Below are 16744 nucleotides of genomic sequence, written 5' to 3'. Positions count from 1 at the left end.
TTCAATGCCTGCGGTCAGTCGTCTGGCTAGGGTCGGGCGCATGACAGAGATCGTGGCGGACTTTCAGGTGACCCGGTGGGACGCAGAGCCCTACGCGGAGCAGGACACGGTGATGAGCCAGGTGGTGGTCGAGAAGACCTTCACCGGTGCGATTTCCGGTACCAGCACGGCTCGGGTTCTGACCGCCCAGGCCAAGACCGGGCAGGGGTACGTGGCCTCGGAAAGATTCGAGGGAACGATCGACGGGCGCAGCGGGACCTTGGTGTATCAGCACGGCGGCATCATGGACGACGGTGACGGCAGCACCTTCGGGACGATCGTTCCGGGTTCGGGTACCGGTGATCTGGCTGACCTCAGGGGCACGGTCTCCTTCTGGCACGACGAGAAGGGTGCGACCGTGACCCTGAAGCTCAGCTAGCGGGTCCCGCTAGAAAACAGGTGCGAATTGACCGGTTTTCCGACTATTCTGGGGCCGGTCCCCTGGTAGCTCAGGTTGGTAGAGCGCCGCCCGTCACGGCGGAGGACGCGCGTTCGAGTCGCGCCCAGGGCGCCATTCAACTGGGCGGCAGCGGCACCACGTACGAGTCGATCTGGCAGATCAGGTCGTCGCGGAAGGTGAACGTGTCGTTGAAGGCGAAGCGGAACGGCCCGGCCTCGCGCAGAAAGCCCACACCCACTCCGAGGCAGACGACCACGTCCCCCGCCTCGATCGTCCGTTCGACCGCGAGTTCCGGGCTGCCCGCGAACGCCGGGTTCTCGATCTCGGTGTCGAACTCGGCCTTGCCCTTGGTGTTCCGGGTGCCCGGGATGTTCCAGACCACGTCGTCGGTGAGGCAGTCCAGGATGACCGCGTGGTCGCTGCGCCGAAACCCCTCCATGTAGCGGTGCACAGTGTCGGTGCGCTGACTCATCTGATCCCCTTCAGCTGAAGCGTCTTGACTTCGGGGAGCCTAGCGCAATACTTAAGCGCGTGCTTAACCAATCTGCGGTGCTCGACCGGACCTTCCAGGCACTGGCTGATCCCACTCGGAGGGCGATGATCGAGCGTCTCGGGGAGGGCCCGGCGTCGGTCAGTGAGTTGGCGAAGCCGCTGAAGATGTCGCTGCCGGCGGTGGTGCAGCATCTGGCTGTGCTGGAGGCCGGTGGGCTGGTGCGCAGCCGAAAGCAAGGACGCGTGCGCACCTGTGAGCTGGATATTGAGGTGCTTGACCAGGTGGGGCAATGGATTGCCGACCGGCGGCAGATCACCGAGCAGCGCCTGGACCGGCTGGGTACCTGGCTGGCCGAGAACCCTGAAGAAGGAGAACGATGAGCGAGCGTTCCGTTCGGCACGACACCTTCGTGGTCGAGAAGGTCTATCCGGCAAGGCCTTCGCGGGTGTACTTCGCGTTGTCGGACCAGAAGGCCAAGAAGGCCTGGTTCTCGCACCCCGAATCGGCGGTGGTGGAGGAGGTCTGGGACTTCCGGGTGGGCGGCACCGAGATCAATCACGGCCGGCTGAACGACTTTGAGCACCGCTTCGTTGCTACGTACCACGACATCGTGGAGAACGAGCGGATCGTCTACAGCTACGAGATGTACGTGAACGGGGTGAAGCTGTCGGTCTCGCAGACCACGATCGAGATCCGGGCCGAGGGGGAAGGCACCCGGCTGGTGTTCACCGAGTACGGCGCGTTCCTGGACGGCAACGACAACGTGAAGGACCGGGAGCACGGCACCGGCGTACTGCTGGACCTGCTGGGGTCGAGCCTGGCCGGCTGAGGATAGATTGGCCGGATGCTGGTGCGTCGTGCGTACGTCGAGGGTGCCGATCTGGACGCCTGGCCGTTCACCGTTCCGGCGGTGACCGACCTGGCCGAGCAGGGGCTGACCTTCACGAAGCCGATCACGTTTCTGGTGGGGGAGAACGGGTCCGGCAAGTCGACGGTGGTGGAGGCGCTGGCCGAGGCGTTCGGCCTGGACTCCTACGGGGGTAGGGCGGGCACGAAATACGCCAGCTCACGCCCGGTGTCGGAGCTCGGCGGGGCGCTGAAGCTGGACGCCACCACGAACGGCCAGCGGATGATGACCGGTCCGCGCAAGGCCCGGCGGGGTTTCTTCCTGCGGGCCGAGACGGCGATGGGCCTGCTGGCCCGCCTCAGTGGGGTTCCGGGGTACTGGGACGGCGACACCGAGGAGATGAGTCACGGCGAGGGCTTCCTCACTGCCTTCGACGCGATGTTCGCCCGGCCGGGTTTCTACGTGCTGGACGAGCCTGAATCCGCACTCTCGTTCACCTCGTCGCTGCGGCTGGTCGAGCTGTTCACCCGGCTCGGCCGCAGCGGCGCCCAGGTGGTCTGCGCGACGCACTCGCCGATCCTGGCCTCCACCCCGGGCGCGAGCATCCTGGAGTTCGGCGCCAATGGGATCAGCGAGGTGGCCTGGGAGGACCTGCTGATCGTGGAGCACTGGCGGCGCTACCTGGACGATCCGCAGAGCTATCTTCGGCACCTGCTGGACTGAGGTCTACCGGCCCTGCCAGCTGACCGGTCGTTCCAGCTCGTCGGGTACCTTCTTGGCGGCGTAGGCGAAGTGCTCGTCCAGGTGGGTGTTCATCTGCGCCCCGGCGGCCACCCCGTCTGCGGCAGAAAGGGCCTGGTGGATGAGCCGATGCGCCTTGAGCACCGACTGCCGTCGGCGTAGCGAGGTCTCGACGTCCACGTCCAGCGGCTCGACCAGGGCCTCGATCAGGAAACCGAACAGCGAGTTGCCCGAGGCCCAGGCGATGGTGCGGTGGAAACGCCGGTCCGCGTCCAGGAAGAGCGCCTGGTCCTCCAGGCCGGCCTCCATGTCCTCCAGGGTGCTGCGCAGTGCGGACAGCTGCTCGGCGCTGATCCGGCCGGCCGCCAGCTGGGCCAGCCGGGGCTCGAACACCGAACGGGCTTCGAGCAGTTCGCGGTGCCGGGCGCCGTCGAACTGCAGCAGCAGGGCCAGGCTGGTGGCCAGCATGTCCGCGGTGGGCTTGCGGACCATCGGCCCACCGCCGGGCCCGGGCCGGAACGTGAGGATGCCCTGAAGCTCCAGGAATCGCAGGGATTCGCGCAGCGTGCCGCGACCCGTCTCGTAGGCATCCATCATCGAGCGCTCGGGCGGGAGCATCTGCCCGGGCCCCAGACCCTGCTGCTCGATGTCCCGCACGATCCGCTGCGCCAGGAGCAACGCCGTCTTTTGCGGTTTGATCGGATTGCTTTTCACCACGATGGGAATGCGCTCCTTTCCGGCATCGGTGAAGCGTACTGCCCGATCATGAGGGTCAGCTCAGGTCGAGTTCGTCCTCGTGCAGATCGATCGACGTGCGCTGCGGCCGGTAGGCGCTCATCCACTCGCGCAGCATCTCCACCCGGGCCCGGTTCGCGTCGTCGCCCAGGACGATCGGCGGATCGTTGTAGGCCACTGCGTCGGAGGACCGGCGCAGCTTGATGTAGAGGTTCGAGGCCTCGATCGCGTAGCGCTCCATGTCGTCCTGCAGGGCGCCGATCACGGTGATGTTGCGGTCGCGGCCGATCCGCTCGAACAGCGCCACCGCTTCACGCCGGTGCTGCTTGCCCAGGTTGCGGCCCAGTTCGTCGAGAATCAGCAGCAGCGGCCGGTCGTTGCCGCCGGCCAGTGCCGAGGCGCAGACCAGCTTGACCGCCTTCTCGTCCATCATCGCGGTGTTGGCCCGCAGGTTGTAGCTGGACATCCGCTGGTTCTCGGCCCGTCGCCAGCGCGGGGTCAGGCTCCAGCGCCAGGGCTTGTCCGGCTCGGTCGGCGGCTCGGGCTCGGGGTACTCCAGCCCGGCGCCGTACCCGCCGTATTCCCGGTCCAGCCGGTCGAACTCGTCCGAGACCAGCTTGAGCTTGGCCTTGATGCCCTGGGCCAGAACGGCGCGGTGCGCGCGGGTGGTCTGCTCGGACTCGGCCAGGCCGGACTGCGCGGCCTCCAGGTCGGCCCGGCGCTGGGCCCGCTGCTGGTCGATCATCGCCTGGTCGTGGGCGTCCTGCTGAGCGGTCACGTCGAGGTGGGTGCGCATGGCCCGGACCAGGTCGGGGACCATCGGCACCCGGGTCTCGATCGGGCTGCTGCGCCACTTCTGCTCGTGGATCAGCGTGCGCAGCTCGGCCGGGTACTCCTGCGTCGGGGTGTTGTCCGGGAAGCACCGCCGGACAACGTCTTCCAGCTGGTACACGACCAGCGCGTTCCACTCCGAGGTGCTGCGCTTCTGCTCCTCCTCGGGCAGTTCCAGCAGATGCTGCTCGGCCGAGCCGGAAGTGGCCCCCCAGGCCACCGCGCGGGCATCGACGTCCACCGCCTGCAGCTCCGACTCCAGCTTCTCGGCGATCTGCTCGGCCTGACTGACCTCGCTCTTGCTGCGCGAGACCTCGCCGCGCAGCGTGTTGATCTTGTCCAGCCGGGTCTGCCGGTCCACCGCTGCCCGGGTGTGCGCGGCCTCGGCGTCCTCCAACGGGCCGATCAGCTCTTCCAGGTTCTCCTGCAGATCGCCGGCCTGCTCACGAAGCCGCTCGATCTCGAACTCGGCCTCCTCGACCTGCTGTGCGGCCTTGGCCCCCTCCAGCCGTCCGGTCGCGGTGACCAGCCGGGCCCGGGCCTTCTCGAGCGCGGTGCCGATCTGCTCGAGCTGCTCCTGGGCGGCCTCGTGCTGATCACGGGCTGCCCGCACCCGGGCGTCGCGGCCGGTGAGCGGACGCTCGAAGCCGGCGATCACGATCACCCCGGCCGCCTCGTCCACCTGCTGGTCCAGTGAACCAGCGCGCTCGGAAAGGGTTTTCAGGAAGGACGCCAGGCCGAACTCGGCCGTGGTGCTGGAGGGCAGGCCGGAACCGGGCTGACCGTCGGCCAGGACGATCATCGAGCCGGGCTCGTCGGCCAGCGCCTCGCGGGCCTCGTCGGCGCGTGCTGCGGGCACTGCTACCGCGTGCCGATAGGGGGCCAGGCGGGGCTCCCACACCGCCCGCTCGCTCTCGGCCAGGTCCAGGACATCGACCACGCTGGCCGCCGGAATCCCGGCCTTCTGAAGGAGTTTCAGCTGCTGCGCGGCCACGTCGTCACCAGCCTCGGCGGCCTTCACCTGCTTGGCCGCAGCGCTCACGGCATCTTCGGCCGCGCCCCGCCGGGAGATGACTGCCTCCAGTGCCTCCTGCACGGACGCAACCTCTTCGCGGGCTTTGGCCACGTCCCGGCCGTCCGCCGCCCGGGCTGCTTCCTTCAGGTCGCGCAGCTTCGCGCTGAGCTCTTCCACCTGCCGCAGGTTCATCCGGGCCTGGGTGTCGGCGTTGCTCCGGCGCTCACGCAGTTCGTTGCGCAGGCGCTCGGTCTGGCGGAAGGTCTCCTGCAGCCCGTCGTCGTTGCCGAGTTCCTCCATCCGGGCCTCGTTCTCGGCCAGGCGCTCGCGGGCCTCGGCCTGCCCTCCGCGGACATCGCCCAGGTTGCGCCGGATCTCGCTGATCCGCTCCAGCCCGTCGACCACGTGGCGAGCGCAGCGCGAGTGCCACGATTCGCGAGCCTGGCCGAGAATCTGCCGGGCCACGTCGCGACGCTTGATCCCGGCCTCGACGCCCTCCATCTCGCGCTGCCAGTTGGCCAGATCCTGCTCGGCCTCGACCACGTCCACCCGCCGGGCGTGCTCGCCCGAACGCAGCGCCTGCTCCTGCTCCAGCTCGCGATCCAGGCCGGTCAGGGTGGCCACGGCGTCGAACATGCGCCAGGGGGAAAGTTCGTTCAGCGGCTGGGCCAGCAAGTTCGCGGCGGGAGACGCGCGCACCGAGGTGGAGAGGAACGAAACGCAGCGCACCTGGCCGCCGTACAGCACGCGGGCCAGCCGACCGGCGTGAAAGTCGTCGCGACCGTTCGAGTTCGGCAGCTGCGCCCAGAGATGCTGCACCCCGGCCGCCCGTTCGGCATCGTTCGCGCCGTAGGGAACGTGCAGCCCCTGCTTCCAGCGCAGGCTCAGGTACGGCGACTTACGGTTGATCCGCAGCCAGACCGTCAGCGATCCGGCCTCGAGCTCCTCCACGGTCTGGGCCGACGGATCGGCGAAGACCCCGATGACGAAACCGTGGTCGGCATTGGCCCAGCGTGCTTCCTGCGCGGCAAGTTCCGCGGTGAACAGCAGTTCGGCCGAACCCGGCGCGCCACCGGCCAGGCGCCACTGCTCGTCTGCGTGCAGCAGGCTGAGCGCGGCGATGAAGGATGATTTACCGGCACCGTTGGAGTCTTTCGGACCCTGGCCGGCCACGGTGATCAGGCCGCCGTTGGTCAGTGGGACAGGGTGCGCGGAGAGCCGGGAGATGTCGACCATCTGGACGCCGACCAGTACCCGCGGCCCGACGATGTCGTTCGGGTCGCTGCGGTCGACGGCGATGAGCGGCGCGGTGGTCACGAATTCTCCTGCGGTACAGAATTTTCAGAAGCAAAGGACGCGTCTGCGCGAGTGGGCGGCTGGGTGCCGGTGCTCGTGCTTGCGGCGGAACTGGAGACGTCGGTGGCAGCGGGCGGTTCGGCCGCCGGTTGCGGGGGCACGTCGGTGTGGGCTTCGGCGGGCTTGGGGATGCCGTCTTCGGAGGGGCGCGCTCGGCGGGCCCGGATCGCTGCGGCCAGGGGCGTGTCGGCTCCGGCGGCGAGGATCAGTTCTTCCTGGAGCAGGCGTCGGGCGGCTGGGGTGAGGCGGGCCAGCTGAGGGCCGGGGAGGTAGGAAGCTCCTGCGCTGGAACTGCTTCCGGCCTTCTGGGAGTTCGGGCGTCGGTCGGGGGCCAGCTGCACCAGGCCGGAGGCGCGCAACCGGGCCAGGCCGGCCCGCACTGCGGTGCGCGGGAGTTTGGAGTAGCGGGTCAGTTCTTCCGCCGTCGTGGGCTGGTTGGAGATCCAGGAGTCCAGGTCGACCAGGCCCTGGCTGCGGGGGATCGCCACCGAGTGGATCAGGATCAGGACGAAGACCGCCCGGTCGACCAGGGGCAGCGAGTCCAGCATCTCGGCGCTGAGCTCTCGGGAGATGTCGTCACGGTAGCCCGAGGTCCAGTTGTGCGGCCCGACCTTGACCAGGGTGCGGCCCAGCGGGTGCAGCAGCTGCTGCAGCGAGCGGCGCAGGGTGGCGTCGCGCAGGGCCAGCAGCTGGGACTCGTGCAGCGGCTGCCAGCTGTGCTCCAGGGCCGCGTAGGCCGCCAGCACCTCGTCGCGGTGCCGCTCCGACAGGTCCGCCACCGCCGCCGTGAACGCGGGGTGCATCTCGGTCACGCGGAAGGCTCCTCAGGCTCGGTGTCGTTCTCGGCTTCGGGCTCAGCTGGGGTGTCGGCCTCGTCCACGTCGTCCGGCTCGTCGGTACGGGGGTCGGTGTCCGGCGTCGCTACGGATTCGGCATTGTTGTTCAGTTCGGCCTGGTTATCCGGTTCGGGCCGGGAGGCGACCGATCCGGACCCGGTCTCGCCGGCGTCCTCAATCTGCTCTTCCAGCTCGGGCGCCTGGTCGTCGGGCTCGTCCGGAGCAGGCAACGAACGCCACAACTCCCTTAACACCGTCAGGTCCGCGTTCACCCAGGTGCCGCAGCGCGGCCCCAGACGGACCACCCGCCGGTTCTCGTCCCAGATCACCCAGCCACCGCTGTGCAGCCGCCGGATCGCGCCGGTCGCGGCCCGGTGCACCACCAGTTCATCGCGATCGCCGAAGGTCCGGTACACCGACATGACGGCGTCCCAGTCGACGTCCTGGCCGGGCCAGATCGCGTCGTCCGGGTCGGCCCAGCAGCAGCGCACCACGGCGGCCAGCATCCGGGCGGTGTCGTTCGGCTGCTCCACGGTGGGCCCGTTCAGGCCCAGCTCGTCCAGCACCCAGGGCCCGGCCGTGCCCGGGTGGGCGGGCAGCAGCCACACCTGCGCGGCGTCCGGTTCCAGCAGCCGCAGGAACCCGTCGGGGGCCGGGGTGCCGGTCTCGTACTGCGCCGGGCCCAGCGCCCGGGCACGCGCCCACCAGAGGGCGGTCTCACTACTGTTCACGCCTGGACAGCCTCAGTGCTTTCTTCGGAGCCTTCTTCGGAGGAACGGCCGGCCGGGACGGCGGTGCGCCCGAACATCCCGCCGGAGACCCAGGCGACCGGTCCTTCGGGGTCCACCCGGAACCCGTCCGACCAGGTCAGCTCGGCATTCACCTCGGGGGAGTGGTGCGCGGCGACCATCAGCGACAGGATCCGGCGGGCCTGCATCCAGTCGTCCGCGTCGTCCAGCAGCTGGGAGACCCCGACCCGGCGGTGCCTGGCCAGCACGCGGTCGGTGAACTCGATCAGGTCGCTGTCCGCCGAGACCGGGCGATCGGTGGGGGCGTCGGTGTCGCCGGTGGGCCGGGGCGGGGGCATCCGGACCGGCCCGGAGGACTGGGCGTTGTCCACGGCCAGGGCCATGGCCTGGGGCGAGAACCACGGCGCGACCGCGTCGAAGGTCTGGCCCTTGAGCACCCCGGCCAGCGTCTCGGCGTCGGCGGTGCGGGCGAAGCTGCGCCAGGTCTCGACCGGCAGCAGGCCCAGCGCCCGGGTCGACCCGGCCTGCTCGATCAGCCGGGCCGCGGCTGACTCGCTGGCGTCGGCGTATGCGGCCAGGGCGGTGCGCAGCTGGGCGCACTCGCGGTCGAGCTCGGGCCAGCGGCCCAGGGCCTGTGAGTGCACCTCCTCGGCCTGGCGGATCAGCGCGCGGTTGCCCCACAGCAGCTCGGCGTGCTCGCGCAGCTCCTCGACCGGGCTGGTGGTGGTCAGGCTGGAGAGCTGGTTGGCCATCAGCCGGAACACGCGGGAGAGCCGGTTCACCGAGCCCTGGCCGTCCTCCACCCCGGCGCTGGGCGAGCGGATGCTCAGCCCTTCCAGGGCCAGCAACTGGTGCAGCTCACCTTGGCCACCGGCGGCCGCCAGGCGGCGCAGGAACAGCAGCATGACGTAGGGGGCGAAGGCGGCCCGGTGAAAGCGCTCGCCGGGATGGTCCACGACCCGGGTGATCGCCCCGTAGCCGCGCAGCACCTCGAAGCGCCGCGAGACGATGTTCTGGTCGAACCGCCGGCAGGAGGCGACCGCGGTCTCCAGGGTCATGCCTTCGGTGCCGGCCTCGGCGAACGCGGCCATGATCGCCTCGTCGACGTCCAGGAGGTCGACGTCGCTGATCATCGCGCCGTGCTCGCGGGCGAGCACGGCGAACACCTGGCGGTAGATCCGCAGGACTCCGGCTTCGGGGGCCAGGTCCTCCAGGGAGAGCGTGCTGGAGCCGTCGGTCACCCCGAGACCTTAGAGGATCGGGAGGGATCGGATCGCCGGGCCGCGGAGGGTCGCTTTCCGAGGCCCGGCGATCAGACCCGTCCAGGGGGTGTCAGCGCTGGCCCGGGCGGCGCTTGCGACGCCATCCGGTCCGCGGGAAGTCACACTCGCCCGCGGAGTGCACCTGCAGGAAGCGAGCGCTCTGCGTGTGCAGCCGGCACTCGACCTCGGGGTCAGGGACGACCAGCCCGCACGCCGCCTTGGCGCAGGGGCAACTCGCCTCACGGAACGGGAACATGCCCGGCAGGGACAGGCCTACGTGCCAGACCTGGTCTGCCGACAGGACAGCGGGGGATCCGGGCGACGCTGCACCGTGATCGACGGCCGCCGGCGTCTCGACCGGCAGACCGGGTGACTGCTGCTGCTTGGCTTTGGCGCGTCGTCGAGCCGGATAGGGCATGGCCAGTGACATGAATGAACCCTTCGCACTACTGCACAGGGACCGTCGCCCGCTTCCATCGGCGCGCGTAGTGGAAGCGTTACACCTCGCTTGAGACAGATTTTGGTTCCAATTACGACAGGCTCGACAAAAGTCGAGACTGATTTCACCTCCCGTGCGGAGCTCGTGACCCTCCGTATGGTGACGGTGTCACTCCGTACGCAGGAGCTGGGATCGGCATGTCAGAGGGTTAAGGAAACCGTTACAAACCGACGGTGACCGAGGGGCCTCGGACGGTGCGTGCCCGGCCCGTCGGTGCAGTGCTGGTTCCGTCGCCTCGGTAACGCCTGGGGCGGGTGTTCAGGCGGGCAGGTCGCTGAAGCCGGACTTCCAGGCGGTGAGGGCGATGTCGAGATAGTTGATCAGGTCGGCGTCGCGGCGGGCCACCCACTGGTCGAAGGCGGCCCGGCAGACCCCGAGCGCGCTGAACCCGATGGCCTGCGGGATCAGGTCGTCGGGCTGCTGGCCCAGGCGCTGGGCGGCGAACGCGGCCAGGGCCCCGGCCCAGTTGTCGTAGTGCGCGGTGGAGGAGGCCTGGATGGCCGGGACCCCGGCGATCACCTGCATCCGGGTGCGCAGGCTGGCCACGTCGGCGACGCCGTAGTGGTTGGCGGTCAGCACGGCCTGGCGGATCGCCTCGGTCAGCGGCTGGTCGGCCGGGGCCGCGGCCAGCAGCCGGTGCAGGCTGGCCACCTCGGCGTCGAAGTCCGACCAGAGCACGTCGGCCTTGGTGTCGAAGTAGCGGAAGAAGGTGCGCCGGCTGACCCCGGCCTGCTCGGCGATCTGCTCCACCGTGGTGGCGTCGAAGCCCTGCTCGGCGAACAGCTCCAGGGCGATCCGCTCCAGGTTGTGGCGGCTGGTGGCGCGGGGCCGGCCGCTGCGGGCCTCCGCCTGTTTGGAACCTGTCCCCGCCGGCATCGCCGTGCACTCTCCCTCGTGTGGCACTGCTGTTGCCGCTCATTCAATCATCGGAGTGATCTTTTCCCCCGCTTCGGGCGATCGGTCTACCTCGCGAACGCGTCGATAACCAGTCTTGACGTTTACGACACGCAGTGTCATAAACTCCGATCACCAGCATTCAACGTGGAAGAGAGGTCGTTTCGATGGACAACACGAACGCGCCCCAGGACGCCGTCGAAGTTCAGGACTCCGTCGAGGAGCTGCTCGTCGAAGAGGTCTCCATCGACGGGATGTGCGGCGTCTACTGACGTCCACCTGGCCATGACGACCCAGACCAACCGGATGTCGGTGCCCCCACCGGCTGCACAGGGCTTCGATCTCGACGTCGCGTGGGAGCTGCACCCCAGCGTCTCCATCCGGCCCGAGCCCTTCGGCGCCCTGATGTACCACTTCGGGAATCGGCGCCTGTCGTTCCTGAAGACCCGTCAACTACTGGACGTCGTCAATGGTCTGGCCGCCGCCCCGGACGCGCGTACTGCGTGTCTGGAGGCGGGGGTCGACCCGGCGCACCTCCCGGCCCTGGGCCGGGCGCTTGCGTCCCTGGCGGCGGGTGACCTCATCCGTCCCAAGACGACGTCCACGGAGGAGCCTGCATGACGGCTGTGCTCGAACCGGCTACCCCGGCCGGTTTCACCCCGAATCCCAGTAAGCCCGCTACCCCATCTCCCGGCCGGCTGGTCGACAAGTTCGCCCTCGGGCTGGACGCGCCGATCTGCCTGACCTGGGAGCTCACCTACGCCTGCAACCTCGCCTGCGTGCACTGCCTGTCCTCCTCGGGCCGGCGTGACCCGCGCGAGCTGACCACCGCCGAGGCCGAAGCGGTCATCGACGAGCTGGAGCGGATGCAGGTCTTCTACGTCAACATCGGCGGCGGCGAGCCGACGGTGCGACCGGATTTCTGGCACCTGGTGGACTACGCGACCGAGCACCACGTCGGCGTGAAGTTCTCCACCAACGGTGTGCGGATCAACAAGGAAGTGGCCGAGCGCCTGGCCAAGTCCGACTACGTGGACGTGCAGATCTCGCTCGACGGCGCCACCGCCGAGGTGAACGACTACGTCCGCGGGGCCGGCAGCTACGACACCGCGATGCGGGCCATGCAGAACATGTATGACGCCGGCTTCCACGGGTTCAAGCTGTCGGTGGTGGTCACCCGCCAGAACGTCGACCAGCTCGACGAGTTCAAGGCGATCGCCGACAAGTACAAGGCCCAGCTGCGGCTGACCCGGCTGCGTCCCTCGGGCCGCGGCGCCGACGTCTGGGACGAGCTGCACCTGCTCGCCCCGCAGCAGAAGCAGCTGTACGACTGGCTGGTCGCCAACGGCGAGGAGGTCCTCACCGGCGACTCCTTCTTCCACCTGGCCGCCTTCGGCGACGCCCTGCCCGGGCTGAACCTGTGCGGCGCCGGCCGGGTGGTCTGCCTGATCGACCCGGTGGGCGACGTGTACGCCTGCCCGTTCGCCATCCACGACGAGTTCCTGGCCGGAAACGTCCGGGACGAGGGTGGTTTCAAGGGCGTCTGGCAGACCTCGGAACTGTTCCAGGAACTGCGGCAGCCGCAGAGCGGTGGGGCGTGCTCGTCCTGCCAGTTCTTCGACTCCTGCCGGGGCGGCTGCATGGCGGCCAAGTTCTTCACCGGCCTGCCGCTGGACGGTCCGGACCCGGAGTGCGTGCGCGGTTTCGGTGAGTCGGCGCTGGACGCGGTCGAGGGTTCGGTCCCGAAGCCGAGTCTCGATCACTCGCACAAGAACCCGCTGCGCAGCCAGAAGCTCAAGAAGAAGCCGGTGGCCCTGACCCTGGGCGTACGCCCGGCCACTGGTGTGGTCTCGGCCCCACCGGCCCGGGGCTGCGACGAGAACCCGCTCGCTGGTTTCGATCCCAGCGCGGCCGGGGTCCGGCCGCCCACCCGCGGCTGTGACGAGAACCCGCTCACCGGGTTCACCCCGCAGCCGGGCCTCGAAACAGGCTCTCAGGCGGTCTGATCGGTGAAGAACGCCGGCGCGCGGTTCTCTTCCTGCGGAAGAGGGCCGCGCGCCGCCGTTTTGCCAACTACATAAAGCCTTCGAAGGCAAGCTCCGAGCGACCAGCGGTCCCGGGGCATTTCGTCATGCCCGCGAGCAGATCCTCCGGAAAAGGGCCAAAGTCCTTGTCTACCAGGGAAAACGTAGGACATTCGACACTTGTCGATGAGAGCAAGGTCACGGCCGGATTGCTCCTTTGGGGAAGGCGCGCAGGTAGTTGACGGGGCTACTAATAGGCGGAGGGGATGCACAAGCCGTTCACTGACAACGAAGTTGGAGAGGTGCCCCATGGCTGGACGTGTCGAGGGCAAGGTCGCATTCATCACCGGAGCGGCGCGCGGGCAGGGCCGTAGCCACGCGCTCAAGCTGGCCTCGGAAGGGGCCGACATCATCGCGGTCGACATCTGCGCACCGTTCGAGGACCTGGAGTACCCGGCGGCGACCGAGGAGGATCTGGCCGAGACCGTACGCCAGGTCGAGGCGCTGGACCGGCGGATCGTCGCCTCGGTCACCGACATTCGCGACGCCGAGGCGCTGACCAAGGCCGTCGACGACGGTGTGGCCCAGCTCGGCCGGCTGGACATCGTGGTCGGCAACGCCGGCATCTGCCACGTCGGCGCCTGGGACAAGGTCACCCAGAAGCAGTGGCAGGACACGCTCGACGTGAACATCACCGGCACCTGGAACACGGTGCGGGCCGGGGCGCCCCACCTGATCGCGGCCGGCGGCGGCTCGATCATCCTGACCAGCTCGGCGGCCGGTCTGGTGGGCCTGCCGTTCCTCACCCCGTACGTGGCCAGCAAGCACGCCGTCACCGGCCTGGCCCGCACCTTCGCGGCCGAGCTGTCCCGGCACCACATCCGGGTCAACAGCCTGCACCCGACCGGTGTGGAGACGCCGATGGGCGCGATGGGCAACGCCTTCGGCCCGCTGCTGGAGCAGGACCCGCGGCTCGGCGCGATGATGGGCAACATGCTCCCGATCGCCGCGACCCAGCCGGAGGACCAGTCCAACGCCGTGCTCTTCCTGGCCTCGGACGAGTCCCGCTACGTGACCGCGCTGGCGATGACGGTCGACGCCGGAACCACCCAGCTGTAGAGATCCTTTCGACGGAGAAGGAGCATCACCATGGCAGGACGTGTCGAAGGTAAGGTCGCGTTGATCACCGGGGCGGCCCGCGGTCAGGGCCGCAGCCACGCGATCCGGCTGGCCCAGGAGGGCGCCGACATCATCGCCCTGGACATCGCCGAGTCGATCCCCAGCGTGGACCGGTTCTATCCCGGCGCCACCGAGGCCGACCTGGCCGAGACGGTGAAGCAGGTCGAGGCACTGGACCGGCGGATCTACTCGGCCAAGGTGGACGTGCGCGATTACGCCGCGCTGAAGGCCGCCACCGATGCCGGGATCGCCGAACTGGGCCGTCTGGACATCGTTTCCGCGAACGCCGGGATCTTCCTGCACAGCGACAAGACGCACGAGGTCAGCGACTCGGACTGGAACGACGTGCTGGACATCAACCTGAAGGGTGTCTGGCACACCACCAAGGCCGTCACCCAGTTCCTGATCGACCAGGGGCAGGGCGGCTCGATCATCATCACCAGCTCCTCGGCCGGGCTGAAGGGCACGCCGAACGTGGCGCCCTACACCGCCTCCAAGCACGCGGTGCTGGGCCTGGCCCGCACCCTGTCGAACGAGCTGGCCGAGCACTCGATCCGGGTGAACACCATCCACCCGACCGGCGTGGCCACCCCGATGATCCTGAACGAGACCACGTTCAAGCTGTTCCTGCCGCACGTCGAGCACCCCACCCAGGAGCAGGCCGCCGAGGTCTTCCGGACCACCAACAGCCTGCCGGTGCCGTGGGTCGAGGCCATCGACATCAGCAACGCCCTGCTGTTCCTGGCCTCCGACGAGTCGCGGTACGTCACCGGAACCGAGCTCAAGGTCGACGCCGGGTACACCACCAAATAGCGGACGCTTCGTCCCCGGCACCCCCGCGAAGGTGGGGGTGCCGGGGAGGCGAGACAATCGTCCATAATTGCCCCGCGGACCGAGGATCGAGACGTGACCGAAACACCCGACGTCGCCCAGACCCGCAACCGGGTCGCCACCCATCTCGTCGGCCGTGAGCACGAGCTCGAGCTCATTCTCTCGGCCGTGGCCGCCGGCCGCGACCTCGTCCTCGAGGGCCCGCCCGGCACCGGAAAGACCACGCTGCTGCGGGCCATCGCCGAGGAGTGGGGCATCCCGTTGTTCTACGTCGAGGGCAACGCCGACCTCACCCCGGCCAAACTGGTCGGCCACCACAACCCGGCGCGGGTGCTCAAGGAGGACTACTCCGAGGACAACTTCGTGCCCGGCCCGCTGCTGGAAGCCATGCAGCAGGGCGGATTCCTCTACCTCGAGGAGTTCAACCGCGCGCCCGACGACACCCTGAACACCCTGCTGGCCGCGCTCGCCGAACGCCGGATCACGGTACCGCGGGCCGGCTCGGTCACCGCCGTCCCGACGTTCCGGCTGATCGCCTCGATGAACCCGTACGACAACGTGGGCACCACCCGGCTGTCCACGTCGATCACCGACCGGCTGTGCCGGCTGGCCGTGGACTACCAGGACGAGGCCGCCGAGATCGGCATCGTCAACCTGCGCACCGACAAGGGCGGCGCGCTCGGCGAACTGCTGGTCAAGGACGCGGTGTGGGTGAACCGGGCGACCCGGCGTCACCCGGACCTGCGCCAGGGCAGCAGTGTGCGCGGCGCGATCGACATCGTGCTGGTGGCCAACCAGCTCGCGGCTATGCGCGGGGTTGCCGAGGCCGCTGACTCCACCACCCGGCTCGACGCCGAGAGTGCCTACCCCAAGCTGGTTCTTGATGCCATGACGGTGGCCCTGTCCGGCCGGATCCACCTGGACGAGGCTTCCGACACCACGGCCGAGCGAGTGGTGAAGGAGATCTGGGAAGACCGGTTCATCCTTTCCCCGGCCGCGGCCCAGCCGGGTTGAAGAGAAGTTGACGCCGACTCTCCCGTAGAGAAACCCGATGGTCGCCGCGATCGGCGCCCACGACGTCCGTTGCGCCGTAAACCCAAGGACCTGCGGGCTGAACCGATGGTGTTCAGCATCTCCGAAAGCGGCGGCGGCCCAGTGCTGCAGGCGTTGGGACGAGGGACGAAGGCGGCGGCGAAGGCATCCTCGAAGGGTTCGGGAGGACCCGGAGAAACGGACGACGTCGGCGAGAACGTGCCCCTGGAACCGGATGCGGACGATCCGGAACAGAACGCGGTCAAGGCGCGGGCCAAGCAGATCGCCGCGCGCCTGTCGTTGCACCGTCCGGTTCACGGCCGGGGCAGTCGGCGGGGTACGGGCGAGCTGGTCAGTGTGCGCTACCGCGAGGGCGCGGACGACATCGATCTGGACCGGACTCTCGAAGTGCTGGCCGAGAAGCCGTTTCCTGAGGACGAGGACATCATCGTTCGCGAGCGGGTGCGGCGCCGGCGTTCGGTCGAGCTGGTGGTCGACGTGTCAGGGTCGATGCGCGGCGAGCGGATCCGGACCGCAGCGGCCACGGTCGGGGCTCTGGCCGGGGAGCTGGGCAGTGACGACGTGGGCGTGATCGCGTTCTGGTCGGACTGCTCGATCCTGCTGCCGATGGGCCGGCCGTTCGTGGCCCAGAAGCTGCTGGACGATCTGCTGAAGCTGCCTGCGCGCGGGCTGACCAACGTCGGCTTCCCGTTGCAGCTGGCGGCGGCCGAGCTCTCAAGGCGGCCCAACCCGGAGGCCCGGGTGCTGTTGCTGTCGGACTGCGTGCACAACGCCGGGCCCGACCCGCGAGGCCCGGCCGGGCTGTTGCCACGCCTTGACGTGCTGCTCGACTCCTCGGGAGAGAAGGACGAGGTCTTGGGACGCGAGCTGGCGGCGGCGGGCCGGGGCAGGATGTTCTCGATCCGGGATCACCGGCAGGTGGCTCCCGCCTTGTCCCAGATCTTCCGGAGCTGAGCGTTC

Annotated in this window: 19 protein-coding genes; 11 read left to right on the top strand and 8 right to left on the bottom strand. The window is 69.0% G+C overall.

Annotated elements, in window-relative coordinates; genetic code table 11:
* Nucleotides 1-40: 40 nt before the first annotated feature.
* A complete protein-coding gene (locus LR394_RS15795; protein ID WP_231442504.1) occupies nt 41-418 on the top strand; it encodes a DUF3224 domain-containing protein in 378 nt (125 codons plus the stop codon).
* A gap of 136 nt (nt 419-554) precedes the next feature.
* Here LR394_RS15795 and LR394_RS15790 read toward each other — a convergent pair whose 3' ends face one another.
* On the bottom strand, nt 555-911 hold the full coding sequence (locus tag LR394_RS15790; RefSeq protein WP_231442501.1) for a nuclear transport factor 2 family protein: 357 nt from the start codon (nt 909-911) through the stop codon (nt 555-557).
* Between the two features lie 59 nt (nt 912-970).
* On the opposite strand from LR394_RS15790, the gene LR394_RS15785 reads away from it, so the two are divergent.
* Genes LR394_RS15785 through LR394_RS15775 form a run of 3 tightly spaced genes read left to right on the top strand, consistent with a single transcriptional unit; the run spans nt 971 to nt 2502 of the window.
* The gene (locus LR394_RS15785) at nt 971-1312 is read left to right on the top strand and encodes an ArsR/SmtB family transcription factor (RefSeq protein WP_231442499.1); all 342 of its coding nucleotides are present in this window, start codon (nt 971-973) and stop codon (nt 1310-1312) included.
* Complete coding sequence (locus tag LR394_RS15780) at nt 1309-1761, top strand: SRPBCC family protein (protein WP_231442496.1); 453 nt, start codon at nt 1309-1311, stop codon at nt 1759-1761. The genes LR394_RS15785 and LR394_RS15780 overlap by 4 nt, the downstream gene beginning before the upstream one ends.
* Before the next feature lie 15 nt (nt 1762-1776).
* The gene (locus LR394_RS15775; protein ID WP_231442495.1) at nt 1777-2502 is read left to right on the top strand and encodes an AAA family ATPase; all 726 of its coding nucleotides are present in this window, start codon (nt 1777-1779) and stop codon (nt 2500-2502) included.
* Nucleotides 2503-2505: 3 nt separating this feature from the next.
* Here the strand turns inward: LR394_RS15775 and LR394_RS15770 are convergent, their stop codons facing one another.
* The 7 genes from LR394_RS15770 to mftR all read right to left on the bottom strand — a co-directional run bounded on the left by LR394_RS15770 (nt 2506) and on the right by mftR (nt 10679).
* Nucleotides 2506-3237, bottom strand: a complete 732-nt coding sequence (locus LR394_RS15770; protein WP_231442493.1) for a FadR/GntR family transcriptional regulator — start codon at nt 3235-3237, stop codon at nt 2506-2508.
* Nucleotides 3238-3292: 55 nt separating this feature from the next.
* A complete protein-coding gene (locus LR394_RS15765) occupies nt 3293-6418 on the bottom strand; it encodes a hypothetical protein (RefSeq protein ID WP_231442491.1) in 3126 nt (1041 codons plus the stop codon).
* Nucleotides 6415-7269 carry a hypothetical protein gene (locus tag LR394_RS15760; RefSeq protein ID WP_231442489.1) on the bottom strand — a complete coding sequence of 285 codons (855 nt, stop codon included), beginning with the start codon at nt 7267-7269 and terminating at the stop codon, nt 6415-6417. Before LR394_RS15760 ends, LR394_RS15765 begins: the two co-directional genes overlap by 4 nt.
* The gene (locus LR394_RS15755) at nt 7266-8024 is read right to left on the bottom strand and encodes a hypothetical protein (RefSeq protein ID WP_231442487.1); all 759 of its coding nucleotides are present in this window, start codon (nt 8022-8024) and stop codon (nt 7266-7268) included. Before LR394_RS15755 ends, LR394_RS15760 begins: the two co-directional genes overlap by 4 nt.
* A complete protein-coding gene (locus LR394_RS15750; protein WP_231442485.1) occupies nt 8021-9283 on the bottom strand; it encodes a hypothetical protein in 1263 nt (420 codons plus the stop codon). Before LR394_RS15750 ends, LR394_RS15755 begins: the two co-directional genes overlap by 4 nt.
* Nucleotides 9284-9374: 91 nt before the next feature.
* Nucleotides 9375-9734, bottom strand: a complete 360-nt coding sequence (locus LR394_RS15745; protein WP_231442483.1) for a hypothetical protein — start codon at nt 9732-9734, stop codon at nt 9375-9377.
* 327 nt (nt 9735-10061) lie between these two features.
* Nucleotides 10062-10679 carry a mycofactocin system transcriptional regulator gene (gene mftR, locus LR394_RS15740; RefSeq protein ID WP_231442481.1) on the bottom strand — a complete coding sequence of 206 codons (618 nt, stop codon included), beginning with the start codon at nt 10677-10679 and terminating at the stop codon, nt 10062-10064.
* A 185-nt stretch (nt 10680-10864) separates the two neighbouring features.
* Here mftR and mftA point away from each other — a divergent pair, with 185 nt between their 5' ends.
* The 7 genes from mftA (at nt 10865) to LR394_RS15705 (ending at nt 16738) form a co-directional block, all read left to right on the top strand.
* Nucleotides 10865-10969 carry a mycofactocin precursor MftA gene (gene mftA / locus LR394_RS15735; protein WP_231442479.1) on the top strand — a complete coding sequence of 35 codons (105 nt, stop codon included), beginning with the start codon at nt 10865-10867 and terminating at the stop codon, nt 10967-10969.
* Between the two features lie 13 nt (nt 10970-10982).
* Nucleotides 10983-11318: a mycofactocin biosynthesis chaperone MftB gene (gene mftB, locus LR394_RS15730; protein WP_231442477.1), complete on the top strand. Its 336-nt coding sequence runs from the start codon at nt 10983-10985 to the stop codon at nt 11316-11318.
* Nucleotides 11315-12703, top strand: coding sequence for a mycofactocin radical SAM maturase (gene mftC, locus LR394_RS15725; RefSeq protein WP_231442476.1), 1389 nt, complete (start codon nt 11315-11317; stop codon nt 12701-12703). Before mftB ends, mftC begins: the two co-directional genes overlap by 4 nt.
* A 327-nt stretch (nt 12704-13030) precedes the next feature.
* On the top strand, nt 13031-13840 hold the full coding sequence (locus LR394_RS15720) for a mycofactocin-coupled SDR family oxidoreductase (protein WP_231442474.1): 810 nt from the start codon (nt 13031-13033) through the stop codon (nt 13838-13840).
* A 30-nt stretch (nt 13841-13870) separates the two neighbouring features.
* On the top strand, nt 13871-14713 hold the full coding sequence (locus LR394_RS15715; RefSeq protein WP_231442472.1) for a mycofactocin-coupled SDR family oxidoreductase: 843 nt from the start codon (nt 13871-13873) through the stop codon (nt 14711-14713).
* Nucleotides 14714-14806: 93 nt separating this feature from the next.
* Nucleotides 14807-15745 carry an AAA family ATPase gene (locus tag LR394_RS15710; protein WP_231442470.1) on the top strand — a complete coding sequence of 313 codons (939 nt, stop codon included), beginning with the start codon at nt 14807-14809 and terminating at the stop codon, nt 15743-15745.
* A 105-nt stretch (nt 15746-15850) separates the two neighbouring features.
* Entirely contained in the window at nt 15851-16738 is an 888-nt protein-coding gene (locus LR394_RS15705; RefSeq protein WP_231442468.1) for a vWA domain-containing protein, read from the top strand.
* The last annotated feature ends 6 nt before the right edge of the window (nt 16739-16744 follow it).

Origin of the sequence: Kineosporia babensis (assembly GCF_021129305.1) — a bacterium.
Taxonomy (GTDB): domain Bacteria; phylum Actinomycetota; class Actinomycetes; order Actinomycetales; family Kineosporiaceae; genus Kineosporia; species Kineosporia babensis.
This window is presented reverse-complemented; position numbering and strand designations above follow the sequence as displayed.